Annotated in this window: 17 protein-coding genes and 1 pseudogene; 16 read left to right on the plus strand and 2 right to left on the minus strand. The window is 73.7% G+C overall.

Annotation, left to right across the window (positions count from 1 at the left end; translation table 11 throughout):
• The 13 genes and pseudogenes from metG (at position 1) to NP048_RS04475 (ending at position 15201) form a co-directional block, all read left to right on the plus strand.
• The gene (metG, locus tag NP048_RS04420; RefSeq protein ID WP_227578285.1) at positions 1-1788 is read left to right on the plus strand and encodes a methionine--tRNA ligase; all 1788 of its coding nucleotides are present in this window, start codon (positions 1-3) and stop codon (positions 1786-1788) included.
• A 3-nt stretch (positions 1789-1791) separates the two neighbouring features.
• A complete protein-coding gene (locus NP048_RS04425) occupies positions 1792-2736 on the plus strand; it encodes a TatD family hydrolase (protein WP_227578286.1) in 945 nt (314 codons plus the stop codon).
• Between the two features lie 151 nt (positions 2737-2887).
• Complete coding sequence (locus NP048_RS04430) at positions 2888-4084, plus strand: resuscitation-promoting factor (RefSeq protein ID WP_227578287.1); 1197 nt, start codon at positions 2888-2890, stop codon at positions 4082-4084.
• 219 nt (positions 4085-4303) lie between these two features.
• On the plus strand, positions 4304-5608 hold the full coding sequence (locus tag NP048_RS04435; protein WP_227578288.1) for a resuscitation-promoting factor: 1305 nt from the start codon (positions 4304-4306) through the stop codon (positions 5606-5608).
• A gap of 287 nt (positions 5609-5895) precedes the next feature.
• Positions 5896-6849 (plus strand): 16S rRNA (adenine(1518)-N(6)/adenine(1519)-N(6))-dimethyltransferase RsmA, encoded by a 954-nt coding sequence (rsmA, locus tag NP048_RS04440; protein ID WP_227578289.1) that lies wholly within the window; start codon positions 5896-5898, stop codon positions 6847-6849.
• On the plus strand, positions 6846-7784 hold the full coding sequence (locus tag NP048_RS04445; protein WP_227578290.1) for a 4-(cytidine 5'-diphospho)-2-C-methyl-D-erythritol kinase: 939 nt from the start codon (positions 6846-6848) through the stop codon (positions 7782-7784). Before rsmA ends, NP048_RS04445 begins: the two co-directional genes overlap by 4 nt.
• Positions 7785-7786: 2 nt before the next feature.
• Complete coding sequence (locus NP048_RS04450) at positions 7787-9301, plus strand: sensor histidine kinase (protein ID WP_227578291.1); 1515 nt, start codon at positions 7787-7789, stop codon at positions 9299-9301.
• Positions 9298-9957 (plus strand): response regulator, encoded by a 660-nt coding sequence (locus NP048_RS04455; RefSeq protein WP_227578292.1) that lies wholly within the window; start codon positions 9298-9300, stop codon positions 9955-9957. Before NP048_RS04450 ends, NP048_RS04455 begins: the two co-directional genes overlap by 4 nt.
• Before the next feature lie 144 nt (positions 9958-10101).
• Positions 10102-11013: an ABC transporter ATP-binding protein gene (locus NP048_RS04460; protein WP_227578293.1), complete on the plus strand. Its 912-nt coding sequence runs from the start codon at positions 10102-10104 to the stop codon at positions 11011-11013.
• Positions 11010-12125 carry an ABC transporter permease gene (locus NP048_RS04465; protein ID WP_227578294.1) on the plus strand — a complete coding sequence of 372 codons (1116 nt, stop codon included), beginning with the start codon at positions 11010-11012 and terminating at the stop codon, positions 12123-12125. The genes NP048_RS04460 and NP048_RS04465 overlap by 4 nt, the downstream gene beginning before the upstream one ends.
• Positions 12126-12313: 188 nt before the next feature.
• Positions 12314-13108, plus strand: a complete 795-nt coding sequence (locus tag NP048_RS04470; RefSeq protein WP_227578295.1) for a TrmH family RNA methyltransferase — start codon at positions 12314-12316, stop codon at positions 13106-13108.
• Positions 13109-13362: 254 nt separating this feature from the next.
• Positions 13363-13845, plus strand: a pseudogene (locus NP048_RS19385) (ATP-binding cassette domain-containing protein); the annotation flags it as partial.
• 6 nt (positions 13846-13851) lie between these two features.
• Positions 13852-15201, plus strand: coding sequence for an ABC-F family ATP-binding cassette domain-containing protein (locus NP048_RS04475; protein WP_372456849.1), 1350 nt, complete (start codon positions 13852-13854; stop codon positions 15199-15201).
• A gap of 38 nt (positions 15202-15239) precedes the next feature.
• On the opposite strand, the gene NP048_RS04480 is transcribed toward NP048_RS04475, so the two are convergent.
• The gene (locus tag NP048_RS04480) at positions 15240-16433 is read right to left on the minus strand and encodes an MFS transporter (protein WP_227578297.1); all 1194 of its coding nucleotides are present in this window, start codon (positions 16431-16433) and stop codon (positions 15240-15242) included.
• 22 nt (positions 16434-16455) lie between these two features.
• Positions 16456-16974 carry a MarR family winged helix-turn-helix transcriptional regulator gene (locus NP048_RS04485; protein ID WP_227578298.1) on the minus strand — a complete coding sequence of 173 codons (519 nt, stop codon included), beginning with the start codon at positions 16972-16974 and terminating at the stop codon, positions 16456-16458.
• Between the two features lie 218 nt (positions 16975-17192).
• On the opposite strand from NP048_RS04485, the gene NP048_RS04490 reads away from it, so the two are divergent.
• From NP048_RS04490 to NP048_RS04500, 3 genes are read left to right on the plus strand one after another with little or no spacing between them, the layout of a single operon-like run.
• Positions 17193-18389, plus strand: a complete 1197-nt coding sequence (locus NP048_RS04490; protein ID WP_227578299.1) for an SPFH domain-containing protein — start codon at positions 17193-17195, stop codon at positions 18387-18389.
• A 2-nt stretch (positions 18390-18391) separates the two neighbouring features.
• Positions 18392-19603 (plus strand): TFIIB-type zinc ribbon-containing protein, encoded by a 1212-nt coding sequence (locus tag NP048_RS04495; RefSeq protein ID WP_227578300.1) that lies wholly within the window; start codon positions 18392-18394, stop codon positions 19601-19603.
• 11 nt (positions 19604-19614) lie between these two features.
• The gene (locus tag NP048_RS04500; protein WP_227578301.1) at positions 19615-19905 is read left to right on the plus strand and encodes a hypothetical protein; all 291 of its coding nucleotides are present in this window, start codon (positions 19615-19617) and stop codon (positions 19903-19905) included.
• The last annotated feature ends 10 nt before the right edge of the window (positions 19906-19915 follow it).

The raw sequence follows: 19915 nt of genomic DNA on the forward strand, positions 1-19915 counted from the left end.
ATGTCCCGCATCCTGTCGGCCGTCGCCTGGCCCTACGCGAACGGCCCCCGCCACATCGGTCACGTCGCCGGCTTCGGCATCCCCTCGGACGTCTTCAGCCGGTACATGCGCATGGCGGGGCACGACGTGCTGATGGTCTCGGGCACCGACGAGCACGGCACGCCCATCCTCGTGCAGGCCGACAAGGAGGGCGTCAGCGCCCAGGAGCTCGCGGACCGCTATAACCGCGTCATCGTCGAGGACCTCACGGCACTCGGCCTGTCGTACGACCTGTTCACCCGCACCACCACGCGCAACCACTACGCCGTGGTGCAGGAGATGTTCCGCACGGTGCACAAGAACGGCTACATGATCGAGCGGACCACCAAGGGCGCGGTGAGCCCGTCGACGGGCCGCACGCTGCCCGACCGCTACATCGAGGGCACGTGCCCGATCTGCGGGTACGACGGCGCGCGCGGCGACCAGTGCGACAACTGCGGCAACCAGCTCGACGCGATCGAGCTGATCAACCCGAAGAGCAAGATCAACGGCGAGACGCCGAAGTTCGTCGAGTCCGAGCACTTCTTCCTCGACCTGCCGGCGTTCGTCGACGCGCTCGGCGACTGGCTGCGCACGCGCACCGGGTGGCGCCCGAACGTCCTGAAGTTTTCGCTGAACCTGCTCGACGACGTGCGCCCGCGCGCCATGACGCGCGACATCGACTGGGGCATCCCCGTGCCGCTGGACGGCTGGGAGCAGAACCCGACCAAGCGCCTGTACGTGTGGTTCGACGCCGTGATCGGGTACCTGTCGGCGTCGATCGAGTGGGCGCGGCGCAGCGGCGACCCCGACGCCTGGCGGCAGTGGTGGAACGACCCCGAGGCCCTGTCGTACTACTTCATGGGCAAGGACAACATCACGTTCCACTCCCAGATCTGGCCGGCGGAGCTGCTCGGCTACGACGGCAAGGGGTCGCGCGGCGGGGCGCCCGGCGCGTACGGGGCCCTCAACCTGCCCACCGAGGTCGTGTCCAGCGAGTTCCTCAACGTCGAGGGCAAGCAGTTCTCGACGTCGCGGGGCCGCGTGATCCTGGTGCGGGACATGCTCGCGCGCTACCAGCCTGACGCGTTGCGCTACTACATCTCGGTGGCCGGCCCCGAGATGCAGGACGTCGACTTCACGTGGGCGGAGTTCAAGCGCCGCACGAACGACGAGCTCGTCGCGGGCTGGGGCAACCTGGTCAACCGGACGGCCAGCATGGTGCACAAGAACTTCGGTGAGATCCCGGCGCCGGGCCGTCGGGAGCCCGTGGACGAGGCGCTGGTCGCCGAGGTCACGACCGCCTTCGGGCGCGTCGGGGAGCTCGTCGGTGCGCACCGCCAGCGCCAGGCGCTGCAGGAGGCCATGCGCGTGGTGACCGAGGCCAACCGGTACGTCTCGGAGACCGAGCCGTGGAAGCTCAAGACGGACCCGGACCGCCTCGCCACCGTGCTGCACACCACCACCCAGGCGGTCAGCGACCTCAACACGCTGCTCGCGCCCTTCCTGCCGCACAGTGCGCAGGCGGTGCACGAGGCGCTGGGCGGCACCGGCACGTTCTCGCCGCAGCCGCGCATCGACGAGGTCACGGACCTCGACGACGACTCCCGTCACTACCCCGTCATCACGGGCGACTACACGTCGGTCCGCGGGACGTGGCAGCCGAAGGCGGTCGTGCCGGGCACGAAGGTCGGCAAGCCGACGCCCGTCTTCACCAAGCTCGACGACGCGATCGTCGAGGAGGAGCTCGAGCGGCTCCGGCAGTCCTGAGCCGTGGCCCGCAAGCGTCGTGAGACGGGGTGGCCCCCGTCGCCAGAGCCCCTGCCGTCGCCCGTCGTCGACAACCACACGCACCTCGACTCGGTCGTGGGGTGGCGGGCGGACGGCTGGGACCCGGCGGAGCCCGCGGCGTCGTCGGCCGCCGCCCCGGATCTCGCCGCGCACCTGACCCGTGCGGCAGCCGTCGGGGTGACCCGCATGGTGCAGGTGGGCTGCGACCTCGACGCCCTCACGTGGACGGACGCGGCGGTGCGTGCTCACCCGGCCCTGCTGGGCGCCGTCGCGATCCACCCGAACGAGGCCGTCCTGCACGCGGGTGTCCGCGAGGTCGCCCCCGACGGGCTGGAGCCGGACCCGCAGCCGCGCCACGACGTGCCGCTCGACGAGGCGCTCGCCGCCGTCGCGGCGGCCGCGCGCGCCAACCCGCGCGTGCGGGCGATCGGGGAGACCGGGCTGGACCACTTCCGCGCCGGCGAGCGCGGCCGCCAGGTGCAGCGGGAGGCGTTCCGGGCGCACGTCGCGCTCGCCAAGGAGCTCGGTCTGGCGCTGCAGATCCACGACCGGGACGCGCACGACGAGGTCGTCGACGTGCTGCGCCGCGACGGCGCCCCCGAGCGCACGGTGTTCCACTGCTTCTCGGGCGGGGCCGACCTGGCACGCGTGTGCGCCGACGAGGGCTGGTACTGCTCCTTCGCCGGGCCCGTGTCGTTCCCGGCCAACGAGGAGCTGCGGGCGGCGCTGCGCGTGCTGCCGGCGTCGCTGGTGCTGGTCGAGACCGACGCGCCGTACCTCACGGTCCACCCGCATCGCGGACGGCCCAACGCGCCGTACCTCCTGCCGGGGACTTTGCGCACCGTCTCCGAGGCCACCGGCAGGGCGCTCGAGGACGTGTGCGCGCAGGTCAGTGCGGTGTCCGAGGCCGTGTACGGCCCGTGGTGAGCGCGCCCGGTACCCGGCCACCGCTGGTCGGGAGGGTCACGAGTCGGTTACGGTCTGTCCCGGCAGCAGTCGGTCGCACGGTCAAGGGTGCGTCGTCGGCTGCCGATGAGAACTTCAGGGCAGCGTCCCTCCCGCCGACCCGAAGGACACCGTGACCGTCTCCGAGCAGGAGCCGGGTCGCCGCGCAGCACGTGCGCGCGACCGGGCCGCACGCACCGCCGCGCAAGCGGTCGTGCTCGCGCTCGTGGTGGGCGGAACCAGTGCCTTCGCGGCCATGCACAAGGACGTGACCGTCGACGTCGACGGCACCGAGGTGCAGGTCCAGACGTTCGGCCGCACGGTCGCCGACGTCCTGGCGGCCGGGGGCATCGACGTCGCCGACGGTGACCTGGTCGCGCCCGGGCTGGACCAGGCGGTGGCGCGCACGGGCCAGGTGGTCGTGCGGCACGGCCGCGAGATCGCCCTCGAGGTCGACGGGCAGGAGCGCACGGTCTGGACGACGGCGCTGACAGTCGGCGAGGCCGTCGAGGAGCTCGGGCTGCGGGACGGCGTGCGGCTGTCCGCGTCACGCTCGGCGACCGTCGGTCGTGACGTGCTGCGGGTCTCGACGCAGAAGACCGTGCACCTGGTCGTCGACGGGCAGGTCATCGACGGCGTGACGAGCGGCTCGACCGTGCGGGACGCGCTGCGCGAGATCGGTCTGGTGCTCGAGGAGGCCGACCAGGTCTCCGTGCCTCTGGACGCGGCGGCCGTGGACGGCCTGGTCGTGCTGGTCACACGCGCCGCGACGTCGGGCGAGACCGTCACCGAGGCCGTGCCGTTCGCCGTGCAGGAGATCGAGGACCCGACCCTGGTCAAGGGCAACCGGGTCGTGAAGTCGACCGGCCGGGCGGGTCAGCGGACGACGACGTACTCGCTCGACGTGGTGGGTGGCGTCGTCGTCGGCCGCACGGTGCTGGCGTCGGTCGTGACGGTCCCGCCGGTGGACCAGGTGACGCGCGTCGGAACGGCGGAGCTCCCCGACCCCGCGTCGGTCGCGGTCGAGCCGGGCACGGCGCAGGCGATGGGCAAGGAGATGGCCGCGGCACGCGGCTGGGGCGACGACCAGTTCGCCTGCCTGCTGTCGCTGTGGAACAAGGAGAGCGGCTGGCGCTGGAACGCCGAGAACCGCTCCTCGGGTGCCTACGGCATCCCCCAGTCGCTGCCGGGCTCCAAGATGGCCTCGGTCGCGGACGACTGGCGAACGAATCCCGCGACGCAGATCACGTGGGGGCTGAACTACATCGCCGGTCGTTACGGCGACCCCTGCGGCGCGTGGGCGCACTCGCAGGCCAAGAACTGGTACTGACCTCCCGGTTCGTCGCTGTGGGACCCGGTCGTCGGCGCGTCGTCGACGACGCGCCGGGTATGCTGTGATCTTCGCCACAGTCGTCCGGTTTGGTTCTGGCGTCACAATCCCGTTACGGTCGCGTGTCGCTATTGCGCGGACGGGTGAACCCTGTCCGCTCAGGTGACGCACGGTCGGCCGCCCTGCGGTCACCGGACCGCCGGGATCGGGGATCCCTCCGTGGCGGGCGTGCCTGGTGCTGGTCGCCGGGCAGCCCCGCCGCTCCCCGTGCCCGGGCTCGACGACGGCTGGAGCCTCGTGCAGTTCTCGACCCCCCTCAACGGTCCGACCCCGTCGACGGCACCTGCCGCCACGACCCCTGACACCGACGCCGGACCCGAGACGGGTCGCACGTCGCGTCGCCGCTGGCCGCTGATCGCGGCGGGCGCCACCGCGCTCGTCGTCGCCGCCGGCGGGACTGCCTTCGCCCAGGCCCACAAGACCGTCGCGCTCGACGTCGACGGCGAGATCAGCACGGTGTCGACGTTCGCCGGATCCGTGGACGGCCTCCTGTCCGACCACGGCGTCGAGGTCGGGGACCGCGACACCGTGTCCCACAGCGGCGTGCTGAAGGACGGTGCAGAGATCGTCGTGCGCCACGCGACCGCGCTCGTCGTGATGATCGACGGCAACCGCCAGGTCGTCTGGACCACCGCGCTCAGCGCCGACGAGGCGCTCGACACGCTCGCCGACCGCGCCGGGAACGTCGCGCTGGTCGCCTCCCGCTCCGCCGAGCGCGTCGAGCTGCCGCTCGAGCTCGCCCTGAACGGGCGCGCCGAGGTGCTGGTCGACGGGACCGTCCTCGACGTCCCGGAGGTCGACGCCACGGTCGGCGAGGCGCTCGAGGACCTGGCCGTCACGCTGCAGCCGCTGGACCGCGTCCACGTGCAGCATGGCCCCGCCGGCGTCGTGCAGGTCGTGGTGCAGCGCGTGGTGGTGCAGGACGTCGCGACGACGTCCGAGGTGCCGTTCACGTCCCGCACCGAGGACGACCCGAGCCGCTACGTCGGCCAGAAGGTCGTCGCGCAGGCCGGGGTCCCGGGCGTGCGCACGATCGTCGAGACCGTCACCACGGTCGACGGCGTCGAGGAGTCGCGCGCGCTCGTCAGCGACGCGGTCACGCAGGCCCCCGTCGAGGAGGTCGTGAAGGTCGGCACGAAGGCCCGCCCCGTCGCGTCCGCTGCACCCCGTGCGGCGTCGTCCGGTGCGGCCGCGGCCGGCCCCATCGCGGCGGGCGGCAGCGCCGACTCGCTCAACTGGGCCGCCCTGGCGCAGTGCGAGTCCGGTGGTCGCGTGAACGCCGTGTCCTCGACCGGCAAGTACCACGGGCTCTACCAGTTCTCGGTCGCCACGTGGCAGGCGGTCGGCGGTGCCGGCCTGCCGTCGCAGGCGTCGGCCGACGAGCAGACGGCCCGCGCGAAGATGCTCTACAACCGCTCGGGCGCCGGGCAGTGGCCGCACTGCGGCAAGAACCTCTTCCGCTGACCCCGGCGCGAGAGCGCACCCCACCACCCCACCCCCGTGGTGGTGAGAGAGCAATCCAGCCACCCCCGGGTGGTGAGAGAGCAATCCAGCCCACCCTTCGGTGGTGAGAGAGCAATCCAGTTCGCCCCCGTGCGTCGGGTGGGTGACTGGATTGCTCTCTCACGCGCGTGTGGGGGTCGCTGGATTGCGCTCTCACGCTTCTGGGGTTGGTGGGGTGACTGGATTGCGCTCTCACGCGTGTGTGGGGTGGTGAGGGTGGGGGGCGGACGGCCGTAGGCTCGGGAGCCATGTCGGCGATCACCCTGCTCGGGCCGGCGGAGATCCGTGCGCTCGCGCAGCGCGCCGGGATCCGGCCCACCAAGACCCTCGGTCAGAACTTCGTCCTCGACGGCGGCACGGTCCGCAAGATCGTGCGCCAGGCCGGCGTCGAGGCGGGGGAGCGGGTCGTCGAGGTCGGTCCCGGGCTCGGTTCGCTGACGCTGGGGCTGCTCGAGGCCGATGCCGACGTCGTCGCGGTCGAGATCGACCCGGTGCTGGCGCGCCTCCTGCCGGGCACCGTCCAGGCCCACGTGCCCGGCCTCACGCTCGACGCGTCGGCCGCCACCGCCGAGGTCCCGACCGTGGTGCTGCGCGACGACGCGGGCCGTGCCCGCCTGACCATCGTGACGCAGGACGCGCTGACGGTGACGGCGCTGCCGGGGCCGGCGCCCACGGCCCTCGTCGCGAACCTTCCGTACAACGTGTCGGTCCCCGTCCTGCTGACGTTCCTCGAGCGCTTCGACTCGCTCGAGCGCGGGCTGGTGATGGTGCAGGCCGAGGTCGCCGACCGGCTCGCGGCGCCGCCCGGCAGCCGCACGTACGGCGTGCCGTCGGCCAAGGTCGCCTGGTACGCGGCCGCCCGGCGCACGGCGACCGTCGGCCGTGCGGTGTTCTGGCCCGCCCCGCACGTCGACTCCGCGCTCGTACGTCTCGACCGTCGCGAGCCACCTGCCGCCACGGTCTCGCGGCAGGAGGTGTTCGCGGTCGTCGACGCCGCGTTCGCGCAGCGCCGCAAGATGTTGCGCTCCGCCCTCGCCGGGGTCGCCGGGTCGTCCGCGGCGGCCGAGACCGCAGTGCGGGCCGCGGGGCTCGACCCCCAGGTGCGGGGCGAGCAGGTCGACGTCGTGGGGTTCGCGCGGATCGCCGAGGCGCTGCACGCCGCACGGCCCGCGACGCCCGGACCTGGCACAGTGGCACCGTGACGCTGACCCCCCTGGAGGACCTGCCCGAGCGTGCCGTGCGCGTGCGGGCGCCCGGCAAGGTCAACCTGTCGTTGCGCGTCGGCCGCAGGGCGGCAGACGGCTACCACCCCGTGTCGACCGTGTTCCAGGCGGTCTCGGTCTACGAGGAGGTCGTCGCGACGCCCGCGGACGTCTTCGCCGTGAGCGCGAGCGGCCCGCAGTCCGAGGCGGTGCCCACGGACGAGACCAACCTCGCGCTGCGTGCCGCGCGGGCGGTCGCGGAGCGCGCCGGGGTCGACGACGGCGTGCACCTGCACCTCGTCAAGGGGGTGCCCGTCGCCGGAGGCATGGCCGGGGGGTCCGCCGATGCCGCGGCCGCGCTCGTCGCGTGCGACGCGCTGTGGGGCGCCGGCCTGTCGCGGGACGAGCTGCTGGAGCTCGCGGCCGAGCTCGGGTCCGACGTGCCGTTCTCGCTGGTCGGGCACACCGCGGTCGGTCAGGGACGCGGGCACCTGCTCACGCCGGCGTTGAGCCGGGGCGAGTTCCACTGGGCGTTCGCCGTGCAGGAGCGCGGCCTGTCGACCGCTGCCGTCTACGGCGCGTACGACGAGCTGTGCCACCCCGACGTCGCGCCGCTCGACGACGAGCATGACGTGCCGCTCATGCAGGCGCTGCTCGCGGGGGACCCTGCCGCGCTGGGTGGTGCCCTGCACAACGACCTCGAGACGGCCGCCCTCGAGCTCGACCCCGGGCTGGCGGAACCGCTCGCGGTCGCGACGGACGCCGGCGCGCTCGGCGTCGTCGTCTCCGGTTCCGGTCCGACGGTCGCGGCGCTGGCGCGCAGCAGGAAGCACGCGGTCGCGATCGCGGCCGCGTTCACGGCCTCGGGGGTCGCCGACCGCGTGCTGACCGCGACCGGCCCCGTCGCCGGCGCACGGGTCGTCGCGGGGGAGTGAACGTGCCGCTCGACCGGACCCGGGGCCAGCAGACCGAGGACGCCCGCCCCGTGGACCCGCGCCCGGACGACCCGCGGCACCTGGGCCCCCCCGGGGCGCCGGACCGCGGCGAGGTCGTGCGCCGCGACGTCGTGCCGCTCGCCGTGACCGACCCCGACGAGCCGGGCTGGGTGCGGCCCACGCCCTCGGCGGACGAGCTGCGCTGGGACATGCTGGGCGCCGCTGCCCTGTTCCTCGGCGGCCTGCTGTCGATGGCGCTCGCGCACCTGTCCGGCCTGCTGTACGAGGACCCGGCTGCCGGCTGGGTGTCCGTGCTGCTGCTGGCCGCCGTGACCGTGCCGCTCGCCGTGCGTCGCCGGTGGCCGAGCGTCGTGCTCCTGGTCGTCGCCGTCGCGTTCGTCGTCCTGCAGGTGCTGCGGGTCCCCGAGACACTCGTGTCCAACATCGCGCTGTTCTGCGCGATGTACACGGTGGGGGCGTGGGAGACCGACCGGCGCCGGGCGACGGTGGTGCGCGGGATCGTCGTCGTCGGGATGCTCGCGTGGCTGTTCGTCGCGCTGTTCCGAGCGTCCACCGACCCGGAGCTCATGGCGGAGTGGGGCGACCAGGTGGGTGCTCTCTCGCCGATCGTGGCGTACACGCTGCTGCAGCTCCTGACGAACATCCTGTACTTCGCGGGCGCGTGGTTCTTCGGCGAGCACGCCTGGCGCTCGGCGCGGGAGCGCGCGCGGACCGCGTGGCGCACGCACCTCCTGGTGCTCGAGCGTCGACGCGCCGAGGAGCAAGCCGTCTCGCTCGAGCGGCTGCGACTCGCACGCGAGCTGCACGACGCCGTCGCCCACCACGTCTCCCTCATGGGGGTCCAGGCCGCGGCCGCGCGCACCGTGCTCGCGTCGGACCCGCAGCGGGCCGCTGACGCGCTGGGTCACGTGGAGAACTCTGCGCGCGAGGCCGTGCATGAGCTGCACGGGATCCTCGGGATGCTCCGCGACAGCGGCGAGCCCGCCGGCGACCCCGGGGGTCGTGACGGCGGCACGGCGTCCGGAGAGGCGCTCGCGTCGCTCGACCTCGACGCGCTGCCGCACCTGGTCGAGCGTGCCCGCGCGGCCGGCGTGCAGGTCACCTACGACGAGATCGGTGAACGGCAGCGGCTGCGTCCCCTCGCGTCGCTCAACCTGTACCGCATCGCGCAGGAGGCGCTGACGAACACCCGCAAGCACGCCGGGCCGGGTGCCCGCACGGACGTGCGCCTGCGCTGGCTGGCCGAGGTGGTCGAGCTCGAGGTCTCCGACGACGGCGGCACGTCGCGCAGCCGGGGCGCGATACCGTCCACCGGGCTGGGGATCGTCGGGATGCGCGAGCGGGTGGCCGCCGACGGCGGCACGTTCGAGGCGTCGCGGCGCAGGTCCGGCGGCTTCGTCGTGCGCGCGCGCCTGCCGCTGGGGTCGGACGGGCGCGCGGTGGGCACAGGGGGACCGGTACCGACCGGACCCCGGCAGACGGAGGAGCAGCGATGACGACGACCGTGCGCGTCGTGCTCGTGGACGACCAGGCGCTGCTGCGGGCGGGCATCGGGACGATCCTGTCCGCCCACCCCGGGATCGAGGTCGTCGGCGAGGCCGGCACCGGGACCCAGGCCCTCGAGGTCGTGCGTGCGACGCGCCCCGACGTCGTGTGCATGGACGTGCAGATGCCCGACATGGACGGCCTCGAGGCGACGCGTCGCATCGTCGCCGACCCCGAGCTCCTCGCCGCGGTGGTCGTCCTGACGACGTTCAACCGCGAGGACTATCTCCTGGAGGCGCTGCGCGCGGGAGCCGTGGGCTACCTGCTGAAGACCTCGCGCCCCGAGCAGCTCACGGAGGCGGTGCTCAGCGCCGCGGCGGGCGAGGGGCTGCTGGCACCGGAGGTCACTCGGGCCGTCATCGCGCGCGCCGTGGCCGAGCGCCGGCCGACGCGTCCCGCGCCCCGTCCGGCCGTCCCGCTGACCGACCGCGAGCAGGAGGTCCTCACCCTGGTCGCGCGCGGGCTCAACAACGACGAGATCGCCGCGGAGCTCGTCGTGAGCCGCGCGACGGTCAAGACGCACGTGTCGAACGTCCTGGCGAAGCTCGGCCTGCGGGACCGCGTGCAGGCGGTCGTGTACGCGCACGAGCACGGCCTGGTGGGGTGAGGAGCTCGTCAGCGACCTGCGTCTCCGCCCCGGGACGGAGACGCAGGATCGGCCGGGGGCCCGAGGCCTCGCGCCGCTGCGCCCTCTAGCGTCGTGGTCAGGACGTCCGGGAGCGCCGGACGGTGACGTGGCAGGGGAGGGACGATGCTCGAGCTGCACGGGATCAGCCGGTCGTTCGGCGACCGGCTCGTGCTCGACGACGTGAGCTTCACGGTCGGGCGAGGGCGGCTCACGGGGTTCGTCGGCGGGAACGGGGCCGGCAAGACCACGGCGATGCGGATCATCCTCGGCGTGCTCGCCGCGCACGCGGGGACGGTGACGGTCGACGGCACCCCGGTGGCCGGGGTGCAGCGCGCCCGCTTCGGGTACATGCCCGAGGAGCGGGGGCTGTACCCGAAGATGCAGCTCGTCGAGCACCTGACCTACCTGGCGCGGCTGCACGGCTTCGACAAGCAGGGCGCGACGCAGCGCGCCGAGGCCCTCGTCGAGCGCCTCGGCCTCGCGTCCCGGGCGAAGGACCCCGTCGAGAACCTCTCGCTGGGCAACCAGCAGCGTGCGCAGGTCGCGGCGGCGCTCGTGCACGACCCCGAGATCCTCATCCTCGACGAGCCGTTCTCCGGACTCGACCCGATGGCCGTCGAGGTCGTGCAGGGTGTGCTCGCCGAACGCGCCGAGCAGGGTGCTCCCGTCCTGTTCTCCTCCCACCAGCTCGACGTCGTGGAGCGGCTGTGCGACGACCTCGTCATCATCGCCGGCGGGAAGGTGCGGGCCGCGGGGACGCGTGAGGACCTGCGGCAGCGGTTCGGGCAGGCGCGCCACGAGATCGTCGCCCCCGGCGACATGGGCTGGCTGCGCGACGTGCCCGGCGTCCGCGTGGACGAGCTGGCGGGCGGGTCGGCGGTGTTCGAGGCCGCGGACGACGTCGCCCAGCAGGTCCTGACCTCGGCGCTCGCGCGGGGTCCGGTCCTCGCCTTCACCCCGCTGCGCCCGACGCTCGCGGAGATCTTCCGCGACGTCGTCGCCGACGAGCCCGAGATGGAAGAGGTGGCCCGATGAACGCCCGCCCCCCGGCCCCGACGCCCCCCTCGCTGGGGCGCGCGGCGCTGCTCGTCGCCGAGCGCGAGATCACGTCGCAGGTCCGCACGAAGTCCTTCGTGATCTCCACCGTGATCCTGCTCGTCGGCGTGCTCGCGGCGATCGTCCTGAGCTCGGTCCTGGCAGGTCGGCAGGGCGACGACGTGCCGGTCGCGGTCGTCGAGTCCGTGGCGGGCGAGCTGCCCGCCGGCGACGGCCTCGCGCTGAGCGACGTGCCGGACCGTGCCGCGGCCGAGCAGGCCGTGCGGGACGGCGACGTCGACGCGGCCGTCGTGCCGGGCGAGGGTCCGCTGGGCGTCGAGGTCGTCGCGATGGACGCGGCGCCGCAGGCGCTGCTGGACGCGCTCACGCAGAGGCCCGCGGTCGTGCTGCTCGACCCGGCTGCTGCCGAGGGTGGTGTCCGGTACGCGGTGACGTTCGGGTTCGGGCTGGTGTTCATGATGTCCGCCATGGGGTTCGGCGCGACGATCGCGCAGAACACGGTGACGGAGAAGCAGACCCGGATCGTCGAGATCCTGCTGTCCGCGGTCCCGGCCCGTGCGCTCCTGGCGGGCAAGGTCCTCGGCAACTCGGCCCTGGCGCTGGGGCAGACGGCCGCCATCGCGGCGGTGTCGGTCCTCGCGCTGGTGGTGACCGGTCAGGACGACCTGCTGACGATGATCGGCATGCCCGTCGTGTGGTTCGTCGTGTTCTTCGCGCTCGGGTTCGTGCTGCTGGCTGCGGTGTTCGCCGCGAGCGCGTCGCTCGTCTCGCGCACCGAGGACACCGGCGTCGTGCTGCAGCCCGCGACGTGGCTGACGATGATCCCGTACCTCCTCGTCGTGATCTTCAACGACAACGCGCTGGTCCTGAGGGTCATGTCGTACGTGCCGTTCTCGGCGCCCGTGGGGATGCCCGTGCGGCTCTTCCTCGGGGAGGCGGCGTGGTGGGAGCCGCTGCTGTCGCTCGGGGTGCTCGCGGCGTCGTGCGCCGTGGTCATCGCCCTGGCGGCGCGGATCTACGAGCGCTCGGTGCTGCGCATGGGGGCGCGCGTGAAGCTGGGCGAGGTGCTGCGCGGCGCAGGCGCCGACTGAGCCGCGGCGCAGGCGCCGACTGAGCCGCGGCGCGCGGTCCCGTGGGTCCTCGGCCGGGTCCTGCGGGCCGCGCGAGCGGCTCCCCGCGTGTCACGGGGCGGCCGGCTGCACGGCGACCCGGCCGACGTGTGGCAGTGTCGTGACGTCGCGGGCCACAGCCCGCGCACCACCGATCAGGAGATGTACCGATGACCGACGTGATCTCGTCCCGCTCGGACCCGCAGGTCCAGCGGATCGACGACCTCGTGCGCCGCCCCCGCGCGGCCACGCGCACCCTCCTCGTGGAGGACCCCGAGCCGCTCGCCCACGCGCTGACCGCCGGCGTGGAGGTGCTCGGGATCTACGCGGTCGAGGGCGCCGACGTGGGCCCCGAGCTCGGCGCGGCCGCCCGGACGCGTGGTGTGACGGTCCAGGAGATCGCCACCGCGCTGTGGAACGAGCTGTTCCGCGGTGACCGCAAGCCCGACGTCGTGGGCGTCGCGAAGACGCCGCGACCGGCGAAGCTCGCCGACCTCGCGGAGCGCACCGGTGACGTCGTCGTGCTCGACGGTGTGCGGATCGTGGGCAACATCGGCGCCGCCGTGCGGACCGCCTACGCGCTGGGCGCGGCCGGTGTCGTCCTGGTCGACAGCGATCTGGCCAACCCGCTGGACCGGCGTGTGGTCCGCGCGAGCCGCGGCTACGTGTTCTCGCTGCCGGTCGTGCTGGCCTCCCGCGAGGAGGCGGTCACGGGTCTGCGGGAGCTGGACCTGCCGAGCGTGGCGTTCGACGCGAGCGGTGACCTGGTGACGGCGGACCTGGCGGGTCTGGCGGAGCGGCTGCTGCTGGTGTTCGGCAGCGAGAAGCGCGGTGCCTCGGCGGAGCTGACCGCCGGCGCGCGGACCGTGTCGATCCCGATGCGCTCGGCTGCCGAGTCGCTCAACGTGTCGGTGGCCGTCGGCATCGCGCTGGGTGCGCGGGCGGCGCGCAACCTCGCGTCCTGACGCACGCGGCCCTCGGGTGCACCGAGCGCTGCTGACCACCGAGCGCTGCTGACCACCGAGCGCTGCTGACCACCGAGCGCCGCCCGGGCCGATGAGCCCGGGCGGCGCTCGCGGTCTGCCCGGGGACGACGCGCATCGCGGCGACCGCGCCGTGTCGACGGCGGGGTGACGGCATCGACAGCCCTGTCGGGCGCGAGGAGGGGACGCGGGGCAGCTTCGACGTACTGGCGGCGCACCTGGCAGGCTGACCCCTGATGTCCCACCTGCTCGGCGCCGACAGCGTCCACCTCACCCTCGGTACCCGCGCCCTCCTCGAGGGGGTCAGCCTCGGCGTCGACGACGGCCAACGCATCGGCGTCGTCGGCCCCAACGGCGCGGGCAAGTCCACGTTGCTGCGGGTCCTGTCCGGCAGGCAGGAGCCCGACGCCGGACGGGTCACCCGTGTCGGGGGTACGCGCGTCGCGCTGCTCGACCAGCGCGACGAGCTCATGGCGGGCACCGTCCTCGAGGCGGTGCACGGTGACGCCGACGCGCACGAGTGGGCCTCCGACGCCCGGGTCCGTGCGGTGCACGCCGGTCTGCTGGCCGATGTCGCGCTCGACGCGCCCCTGTCCGAGCTGTCCGGCGGGCAGCGCCGACGCGTCGCGCTCGCCGCGCTGCTCGTGCGCGACGACGAGATCCTCGTGCTCGACGAGCCGACGAACCACCTCGACGTCGAGGGCGTCGCCTGGCTCGCGTCGTACCTGGTCGACCGGTACGCGCGCGGCGGCGGCGCGCTCGTCGTGGTCACGCACGACCGGTGGTTCCTCGACGCCGTGTGCACCCGCACCTGGGAGGTCCACGACGGCGTCGTCGACCAGTACGAGGGCGGCTACGCGGCGTACGTCCTGGCGCGGGCCGAACGCGCCCAGCAGGCGGCGACGGTCGAGAGCAAGCGGCAGAACCTGCTGCGCAAGGAGCTCGCGTGGCTGCGACGCGGCGCACCCGCGCGCACGTCCAAGCCGAAGTTCCGGATCGACGCCGCGACCGCCCTCATCGCCGACGAGCCGCCGCCGCGCGACTCCCTCGCGCTCGCGCGGACCGCGACCGCCCGGCTCGGCAAGGACGTCCTCGACATCGAGGACGTCACGTACACGCTGCCCGACGGGCGCGTGCTCTTCGACGACATCACGTGGCGCCTCGGGCCCGGCGACCGGTACGGCGTCGTCGGGGTCAACGGCGCCGGCAAGACGACGCTGCTGCGGCTGCTCACCGGCAGCGCCGTGCCCACCTCGGGACGCGTGCGCCGTGGCAAGACCGTGCGGGTCGCGGAGCTGCGTCAGGACGTCGAGGACCTCGACGAGCTCGCGGGCCTCACCGTCGTCGAGGCCGTCGAGCGCGAGAAGCGGACCATCGTCGTCGCCGGCAAGGAGCTGACCGCGGCCCAGCTGGTCGAGCGCCTCGGGTTCACCCGCGAGCGCGCCCGCACCCTCGTGGGGGAGCTGTCGGGAGGCGAGCGCCGCCGTCTGCAGCTGCTGCGGCTGCTCGTCGGCGAGCCGAACGTGCTGCTCCTCGACGAGCCCACCAACGACCTGGACACCGACACGCTCGCCGCGGTCGAGGACCTGCTCGACGGCTGGCCGGGCACGCTGATCGTCGTCTCGCACGACCGGTACCTCCTCGAGCGCGTGTGCGACCGGCAGGTCGCGCTGCTCGGCGACGGTCACCTGCGGGACCTGCCGGGCGGGGTCGAGGAGTACCTGCAGCTGCGGGGGGCCGCGCTCGCCGCGAGCGGTGCGGGGAGCACGTCGGCCGTCGGGTCCGCCGCGGCCGCGTCCGCGGCGGCGTCCGCACCGGCGACGGGCGGCGCGGACACACCGAGCACCCCGGGGCCCTCGGCGGCCGAGGTGCGCGCCGCGCGCAAGGAGGTGCAGCGGATCGAGCGCCGACTGCAGCGCATCAGCGCCCTGGAAGCCGACCTGCACACCCGCATGGCAGCCCAGGCGACCGACCACCAGGCCGTGACCGCGCTCGACGCGGAGCTGCGTGCGCTCGCGGCCGAGCGCGAGGAGCTCGAGCTGGCCTGGCTCGAGGCCGCCGAGACGGCGGGCTGACCCGTGAGCGCGGCCGGGTCTGACGCGAGCGCCTGCTCTCACGCCCTGCGCGCCAGGCCACCCGCGGCGACCGTGTGCGTGACGGTCATCAGGGCGAGCAGCGCGCCGATCGTCACCAGCGGCGCCGTCCAGCCGCCGGTCGCGCTGTGCAGCTCACCCAGCACGCTCGGCGTGGCCGCGGCCGCCGTGTAACCCACGGTCTGGACCGTCGCGGACAACCGGCGGACCTCCGCGGACGTGCGGGACACGGCGGCGACCACGGAGAAGAGCACGACGAAGTTCGCCGCCTGGGCGAGGCCGGCGAGCACGGTCCACACCGCCCAGCCACCGGGCGCGACCAGCAGGCCCACGGGCAGCGCGAGCCAGCACGCGGCGACGACCAGGACGAGGATCCGCGGCGGCACGCGCCGGGCGAGCGCGGCAGGCGCCAGCACGCTGCCCGCCACACCGAGCAGCGCGAACAGCGAGGCGGCGGCGCCCGCCGCGGTGCGGCTCATGCCGACGTCGTCGTGCAGCACGGACGGCAGCCACGCGACGACGCCCATGTACGCGGCCGACTGCCCGACGAACGCCGCGCACAGCAGCCACGTCACGGGACGGCGCAGCACCGGGACCGCCGGGCGGCCGACCGGCGGGTCGGGGACGTCGCCGGCGTCCCGGGGTGCGTCGACGCCCGCGTCGCGGTGCACGTGCGTCCACACCACCAGCGCGAGGATCGTCAGCACGCCCCACACGACCAGCGCCCACCGCCAGCCGAGCACGGCGGCGAGCGGCGCGGTGCCGAACGTCGTCAGCGCCGCGCCACCGTTCATCACCGCGGAGAACAGGCCCATGGTGCGCGGCACCTGGAGCGGGAAGTCCCGGGCGACGACGATCGGCACGCCCACGTTGCCGACCGTGACCGCCGCGCCGATGACGAGCGTCCCGACGAACGCACCCGGGACGTCGCCGAACGACCGCAGCAGCGTCCCGAGCAGGATCGCCACGAGCGTGCCGGCGAGCATGCGCGTCGTCCCGAGCCGGGCGAGGGCGACCGCCGCGAGCGGGGTGAGGGCCGCGAAGCAGAGGATGGGCAACCCGGTGAGCAGCCCTGCCACGGCGGGCGTCAGCCCGAGGTCGGCGCGGACGTCCTCGACCACCGGTGCGAGCGCCGTGATCGGCCCGCGCAGGTTGAGCGAGACGAGGAGCAGGGCGGCGAGCAGGGCTCCGCGTCCGGCGGCGGCGCGGGTCATGCGTCGCGAGGAGCCGAGAGCCTCACGACGCGTCGAACAGCGTCAGCACGTCGCGCAGCAGCGCGGCGAGGCGCTCGCGGTCCGCCTCCCGCAGCTCACCGATGAGGCTGCGCTCGACGTCGAGCAGGTCGCAGAACGCCGCGTCGACCCGCTGCAGCCCTGCCGGCGTGAGCTGCACCAGGACGCCGCGCCGGTCGTCCGGCGACGGCTGGCGCTCGACGAGCCCCTGCTCGGCGAGCCGGTCGATGCGGTTCGTCATGGTGCCGCTGGTCACGAGCGTCTGCGTGAGCAGGGCACCGGGGGACAGCCGGTAGGGCTCCCCCGCGCGGCGCAGCGCGGCGAGCACGTCGAACTCCCACGTCTCGAGCCCGTGGCGGGCGAAGGCCCGGCGGCGCGCGAGGTCGAGGTGACGCGCGAGCCTGCTGACGCGCGAGAGCACGGTCAGGGGCCGCACGTCCAGGTCCGGCCGCTCGCGCTGCCACGCGAGGACGATGCGGTCGACCTCGTCGCGGGGCGGGCGGCCGGTGTCGGTCTCGGCCATGGTCGCAACGTTAGTCGACGTCGAGAGACCTGCGGCGGGCCCAACGGCTCGCGCGCCACCGGGACGACTCCGACGTCACGGATGTCCTGATCAGCGACACGGGGTGAGATCACGCCGCGCCGCGCCCCGCGAGCCGGTCGCGGCGATACCGTTCGGGCTGTCCGGCCCAGGGCGTCTTCCTGGCCGGGAGTGGGAGCACCGTCAGCCGGAGGGACATCGTGGGTTTCATCAAGGCATTCGCCGGAGCGCTGGGTGGGACGTTCGCCGACCAGTGGAAGGACTTCCTCACGCCGCCGGACGGTCTGGCGCCGACCGCCGCGATCTTCCCCGCGGTGCCGCGGGGCCAGAACGCCGGCCGCGGGTCGAACACCAAGGCGTCCGACAACATCATCACGAACGGCAGCCGCATCGTGGTGCCCGAGGGCGTGGCGCTCCTGACCTTCCAGGACGGCCAGCTCACCGGCCTGGTCGCCGAGCCCGGCGGGTACGAGTTCCGCTCGCAGGACCCGAACTCGCGGTCCGTGTTCGCCGGTGACGGCATCCTGGCCTCGACGGTCCTCACGTCCTGGGAGCGGTTCAAGTTCGGCGGGCAGCCGGGCTCCCAGCAGCTCGCGTTCTACGTGAACCTCAAGGAGATCCCGAACAACCGCTTCGGCACGCAGTCGGAGATCTACTGGGACGACGCGTACCTCAACGCGCAGGTCGGTGCGGTCACGCGCGGCACGTACACGCTGAAGATCGTCGACCCGATCCTGCTGGTCAAGGGCTTCGTCCCGCTGACGTACCTCACGCCCGGCGGGCCCGTCTTCGACTTCTCCGACCTGGACAACCCGGCCGCGAGCCAGCTCTTCACCGAGGTCGTCGGCTCCCTCGCCGGCGCGTTCTCGCGCTACACGAACGACCCGTCGCAGGGCAACCGGATCACCCGCATCCAGAGCGACACCGTCGGCCTGGGCGTGGCGCTCGCGGGGGCCGTCGAGGAGGGGTTCCACTGGACCTCCGAGCGCGGCCTGACGATCGTGAAGGTCGCCATCGCCGCGATCGAGTACGACGAGGACACGCGCGCGCTGCTCAGCGACGTCAAGAAGGCCGACGCCCTGGGCGGGGCCCGCGGCAACTCGTTCCTCCAGCAGTCGGTCGCGCGCGGCATGCAGGCCGCGGGCGAGGGCGGCGGCGGTGCCGCGAACATGGCGGTGCTGGGTCTCGGTCTCAACGCGGCGGGTGGCGCGGCCGGTGCGCTGCAGCAGCCCACCGCCCCTGCGCCCGCGTCCCCGGCGGCCCCCGCGCCGTCGGCTGCCGCACCGGCGGCCGACGACACGGTCGCCCGGCTCACGCAGCTCAAGCAGCTGCTCGACCAGGGGCTCATCACCCAGGGTGACTACGACGCCGCCAAGGCCAAGGCGCTCGGTCTGTAACCATGAGCGACCTGCAGGCCCCACGGCCCGTTCCGGACGGCGAGCGCGTCGTCCGGACGGGCGGCGACGGCACCGACGGAATCGTCCGCTGCGAGAGGTGCGGTGCGAGCGAGGCCACGCTCAACGTGGCGACGGGCATGCTGCGCTGCAACTTCTGCCGGTTCGAGTGGTCGACGCAGAACGCCCTGCAGGCGTTCGACCTCGACGGCGCGATCGGTGACCTGAGCGGCGTCGTCGTCGGCTCGGGGACCGCCGACGTCACGGCGGACCCGGCGGTGACGCTGCGCTGCACGGCGTGCGGCGCGGACGTCGTCGTCGACACGACCGCGGCCGTGCACGCGCGCTGCCACTGGTGCCGCAACACGCTGTCGCTCACCGAGCAGGTGCCCAACGGTGCGGTGCCGGACATGCTCCTGCCGTTCAGCGTGTCCAAGGACGAGGCGGTCAAGCACGTCGCCGAGTTCGTCCGCAAGCGGACCTTCTACGCCCACCCGCGGTTCCGGGCAGAGTTCCAGCCCGAGAACGTCATGGGCGTGTACCTGCCGTACATGGTGGTGGACGTCAACGCGCACGCGACCGTCACGGGCGAGGGCGAGCACCAGACCCGGTCGTACACCGTGCAGGTCCGGGACTCCGAGGGCAAGACGCGCAGCGAGCGGCGTTACGACGCCGACGTCTACGACGTGCGCCGCAGCTTCGACCTGCACGTCGACGACCTGACCGTCGAGTCCTCGGCCCAGCGGCTGGACCGCGACACGGCGCGCACGTCGAACAACGTGATCAACACGATCCTGCCGTTCGACGTCGAGAACGGTGTGCTGTACGACCCGCGCTACCTGCAGGGATTCACCTCGGAGCGGCGCGACGTCGACGTCGGCGTGCTGCGACCGGCCGTGCTCGGCCAGGTGAGCGACATCGCGCGCTGGCGGGTCGACGAGACCATCGCCTTCTACGACCGCGGCGTGCGCTGGGACACCACGGACGTCGACGTGCGCGGCGAGCGCTGGGTCAGCGCCTACCTGCCGGTGTGGCTGTACAGCTACCTGCAGACCAAGAGGGACGGCTCGACGCTGCTGCACTACGTGGCCGTGAACGGCCGGACCGGAGAGACCATGGGCAGCGTGCCGCTCAACGTGCCGCGCCTCGCGCTCGTCGCGAGCGTCGTCGAGGTGTTCGGTGCAGCGGCGGCTGCGGTCCTGTGGGTGCTGACGTGACGGGGGCCGTGATGACAGGCGTGCAGGCGCTCGCGGCAGCCGCGGACGTGACGGCGAGCCTCGGGAGCAGCGACGAGGGCAGCGGCAAGGTCATGCTGCTCCTGCTGCTGCTCGCCGGGCCGCTGTACGCCGGGTGGGTGCACCTGCGCTACCGCAACACGGACAAGCGCCACCACCACGAGTCGGAGACCCGGTCCGACATGCTCGACGTGCAGGCGCAGGACGTCCGCACGGGAGCCCGTACGGGTCTGCGCAGCTCGCGCATGCAGGGTGCGAACAGCCGCAAGGTCCGCGCGCCCTGACGCGAGGTGG

Source organism: Cellulomonas xiejunii (assembly GCF_024508315.1).
Classification (GTDB): Bacteria; Actinomycetota; Actinomycetes; order Actinomycetales; family Cellulomonadaceae; genus Cellulomonas; species Cellulomonas xiejunii.